This is a genomic window from Siccirubricoccus soli (genome assembly GCF_024178315.1).
Taxonomy (GTDB): domain Bacteria; phylum Pseudomonadota; class Alphaproteobacteria; order Acetobacterales; family Acetobacteraceae; genus Siccirubricoccus; species Siccirubricoccus soli.
Window position 1 is genome coordinate 1 of sequence record NZ_JAMZIK010000276.1, and the last position, 4,377, is coordinate 4,377.

2 protein-coding genes are annotated in these 4,377 nt (G+C 73.1%); both read right to left on the minus strand.

Annotation, left to right across the window (positions count from 1 at the left end; translation table 11 throughout):
• The coding region (locus NJ376_RS28205; protein ID WP_252956676.1) for a [protein-PII] uridylyltransferase at positions 1–2,796 on the minus strand (2,796 nt) is incomplete at its 3' end.
• Between the two features lie 20 nt (positions 2,797–2,816).
• Positions 2,817–4,377: DNA mismatch repair protein MutS (mutS, locus tag NJ376_RS28210; protein WP_252956677.1), on the minus strand; the 1,561-nt coding region annotated here is incomplete at its 5' end.

Consider the following 4,377-nt stretch of genomic DNA (forward strand, 5'->3'; position numbering starts at 1 on the left):
GGCCGGCACGGCGCCGCCGCCATCGGCGGCCTGCGGCGCCAGCGCCGCCTCCATCGCCACCCGCAGCGCCGCCAGCTTGCGCTCGTTCTCCACCTTCAGGCCGAACACGTCCTTCACATAGAAGACGTCCACCGCCCGCACGCCATAGGTGGTGATGTGGGCGGAGGCGATCTGCAGCCCCTCCCCGCTGATCGCCGCCGTCACGTCATGCAGCAGGCCGGGGCGGTCGCGGGCATTCACCTCGATGACCGTATGCGTGTTGCTGGCATGGTTGTCGAAGACCACGCGGGGCGGCACGGTCACGGCGCGCAGCCGCGCCGGCTCCCGCCGCACCTTGCGGATCTCCTCCCGCAGCCGCAGGCGGCCGGAAAGCGCCTGCTCCACCAGCACGGAGAGCCGCGCCAGGCGGTGCGGCGCATCGAAGGCGCCACCCATGGCGTCCTGCACCCAGAAGGTGTCGAGCGCCATGCCGTTGGTCAGCGTATGGATGCGGGCATCCACGATGGAGGCGCCGGCGACGGCCAGCGCCCCGGCAATGCGGCTGAACAGGCCGGGATGGTCCGCGGCATAGACGGTGATCTCGGTGACCGCCCGGCTTTCGAGGACGCGGGTGCGCACCGTGAGCGGCGCCTGGCCTGCCTCCGCCTCGCGGATCAGGGCGGCGTGGCGGGCATGGGTCTCGGCATCGAAGCTCAGCCAATAGCCGGGGTAGCCGAGGGCGAGGAATTTGTCGCGCTCGGCGGCAGGCCAGGCGGCGAGCATGGCCGCCGCCGCCTCCCGCGCCCGGGCCACGCGGACGTCCCGCTCCGGCACCGAAAGCCCGCCGGCCAGCACTTCCGCCACGCGCCAATAGACCTCGCGCAGCAGGGTCGCCTTCCAGCCATTCCATACCTTGGGGCCGACGGCGCGCATGTCGCAGACCGTCAGCACGAGGAGGAGGCGGAGGCGTTCGGGGGATTGGACGAGGTCGGCGATGTCGAGGACGGTCTTCGGATCCTCGATGTCCCGCTTGAAGGCGGTCTGGCTGATCAGCAGGTGGTGGAGGACGAGCCAGGAGACCGTCTCCGTCTCCTCCGGCGTCAGGCCGAGCCGCGGGCAGAGCTCGGTGGCGATGCGGGCGCCGAGTTCGGAATGGTCCCCGCCGCGGCCCTTGGCGATGTCGTGCAACAGGGCGGCCATGTAGAGGGCGCGGCGGGATTGCAGCTGGCCGATGAGTTCGGAGGCGACGGGGGCGACTTCCAGCAGCTCGTTCCGCTCCACCTGCTGCAGCACGCCGATCGCCTCGATGGTGTGCTCGTCCACGGTGAAGACGTGGTAGGTGTCGAACTGCATCAGCCCGACGATCCGGGCCCAGTCCGGGATGAAGCGGGAGAGGAACCCCGCCTCATTCATCAGCCGCAGCCATTGCGCCGCATCGCGGCCGGTCAGCAGATCGAGGAAGATGGTGTTGGCCTCGGGGATCTCCCGCAGGCGGGCGGCGTGGTGGGCGTTGCGGATCAGGGCGCGGATGGCGAGGGGGTGGATCTCCAGCTTGCGGTCCCGCGCAGCCTTCAGGATCCTCAGCATCAGGATCGGCTCGCGGGAGAAGTCCCGGTTGGGCGGGGCGGCCACCAGCTTGCCATCGGCGAAGGCGAGCCCGGCCTCGGCGAGCGCCGCATCGCCCTGGCGCCGGGTGGCGGGGGGTCCGAGCGCGGCCCGCTCGATCGCCGGCTCCAGGATGCGGGTCAGGCGGAGCACGTCGCGCACCGTGAGGAAGAGGTGCTTCATGAAGCGCTCGACGCCGTTCTGCCGGCCGCGGGGCGTGTAGCCCATGCGGGCGCCGACCACCGGCTGGAAGTCGAAGGTCAGCCGCTCCTCCGCCCGCCCGGCGACGTAGTGCAGGTGGAAGCGGACGGTCCAGAGGAAGTTCCAGGCGCGGCGGATGGCGCGCGATTCCTGCTCCGTCAGCAGCCCGCCGCCGGGGCTCTCCGGCCCCACCAGCTCGGGCATGCGCTGGGTGTTGAAGGCATAGCGGGCGAGCCAGTAGAGGGTCTGCAGGTCGCGCAAGCCCCCGCGCCCCTCCTTCACATGCGGCTCGACCAGATAGGGGCTGTCCCCGTAGCGGGCGTGGCGGCCGGCGCGCTCCGCCCGCTTGGCGGCCAAATAGGGGCCGAGGCCGCGCTCCTGCCGCTGCTTGTGGAACACCTCCTGGAACCGCGCGAACACCGTGGCGTCGCCGGCCAGGAAGCGGGCATCGACCAGGGCGGTGAGCACGGTGGTGTCCCGCCCCGCCTCCTCCATGCAGTCGCGGATGGAGCGGGTGGCGTGGCCGACCTTCAGCCCGAGATCCCAGAGCAGGTAGAGCACGAACTCCACCACCCGCTGGGTGCGCGGCCCGGCCGTCTGGTCCGAGAGGAAGAGCAGGTCGATGTCGGAATAGGGGGCGAGGACGCCGCGGCCATAGCCGCCGGTGGCGACCAGGGCGCAGCGGGGTTCCGCCGCCTCCGCCGCGTCGCGCGGCGGGACCATGGCGAGGGCGTAGGTCTCGATGGCCTGCATCAGGCCATCGGTCAGCGCCGCCAGCCAGCGGGCGGCGGCGAGGCCGGAGAGCTCATGCGCCTCGAAGCTCTCCTGCACCCTTTGCTGGATGCGGCCGAGATGGCTGCGCAGCAGGTCCAGCGCCACTTCCCGCCGTAGCGGCAGGCCGCCCTGGCCGGCGGTGAGGCTGGCGATGAGATCGGGAATCACGGAAGGTGGTTCGGCCAGCGCGGCGCGCTGGCCTGAAGCCCTGGCGGGGAGTGCGGCGGGCGAGGTCATTCCCACCAGGATAGCCCCTCTCAATCCCGCTTGACAGTGCCATTGAGCAACCCATGGAGACGGTAGAGCTCCGCCTGGGCCTCTCGCGGGGAAAGGGTATCCGGGTCCAGTGCCGCCAGCGCCGCGAGCGCCGGATGCTGGTCCGCCTGGGGCAAGGCAGGCTCAGGCACGGGCATGGCGCCATCGGCGGCGGCCGCGGCGGGGCGGGCGAAGAGCGGCAGCTCCTCCGCCAGCGGGTCGAGGCCGCGAGCCCGAGCCTCCAGCGCCGCCAGCACCTCCGCCGCGCGGGCGAGGACGGGGCGCGGCACGCCGGCCAGGCGCGCAACGTGCAGCCCCCAGCTCCGCTCCGCGGCGCCTGGGCCGATGCTGTGCAGGAACACCACCTCCCCGCGATGCTCCCGCACCCGCATGGTGGCGAGGCTGAGTTCGGGCAGCTTGCCGGAGAGCGCCGTCAGCTCATGGAAATGGGTGGCGAAGATGGTGCGGCAGCGGATGCGGTCATGCAGCGCCTCCAGCACCGCCCAGGCCATCGCGAGCCCGTCCCAGGTGGCGGTGCCGCGGCCGACTTCGTCCAGCACCACCAGGGAACGGGGCCCGGCCTGGTTCAGGATCGCCGCCGTCTCCGCCATCTCCACCATGAAGGTGGAGCGGCCGCCGGCCAGGTCGTCCGCCGCCCCGACGCGGGAGAAGAGGCGATCGACCAGGCCAAGCCGGGCGCTCTCGGCCGGCAGGAAGAGGCCGGCCTGCGCGAGGATGGCGAACAGCGCGTTCTGCCGCAGGAAGGTGGATTTGCCCGCCATGTTCGGGCCGGTGAGCAGGCAGAGGCGGCGGCCGGGCGAAAGGTCGCAGTCATTCGGCACGAAGGCCGGGCCGCGGGCGCGGGCGAGGGCGGCGGCGACCACCGGGTGGCGGCCGGAGCGGATGCAGAATTCCGGCCGCTCCGTCAGTTCGGGGCGGCACCAGCCGCCCTCGGCGGCGAGTTCCGCGGCGGCGGCGTGGACGTCGATCTCGGCCAGTGCCGCAGCGGCGGCGGCGATGCCGGGGGCCGCCTCGAGGCAGAGCTCGCGCAGCCGCCGGGCGATCAGCCGCTCCCGCCGCCCCGCCTGCTCGGCGGCGTCCGAGAGGCGGCGGTCGAGATCGGCCAGCGCGGCGCAGGTGAAGCGGTGGCCATTGGCCATGGTCTGGCGGTGGATGGGGGCGAAGGCGCCGCCGGCGGTGGCGGGCGCCTCGCGCAGCAGCTTCTCCCCGGCGGCCGAGGGAATCTCCGCCAGATAGCCGAATTGCTGGTGGTGCTTCACCTTGAGCGAGGCGACGCCCCAGGCCTGGGCGAGGTCGAGCTGCAGCGCGGCGATGGCGCCACGGGCATCGTCGCGCAGGCGGCGCAGCGCATCCAACTCCCCGTCATAGCCGGGTGCGACGAGGCCGGGATCCTCCAGCCGGGCCGGCAGGGTCTCGGCCAGCGCGCGGGTCAGCTCGGCGGCGGGGTCGGGGGATGGGAGCAGGGCGGCGGCGGCGGCGGCCAGCAGCGGCGGCAGGGAAGGCGCCTCGCCGCCGAGCAGGCCGGCGGGGCCGGGCGGCGCC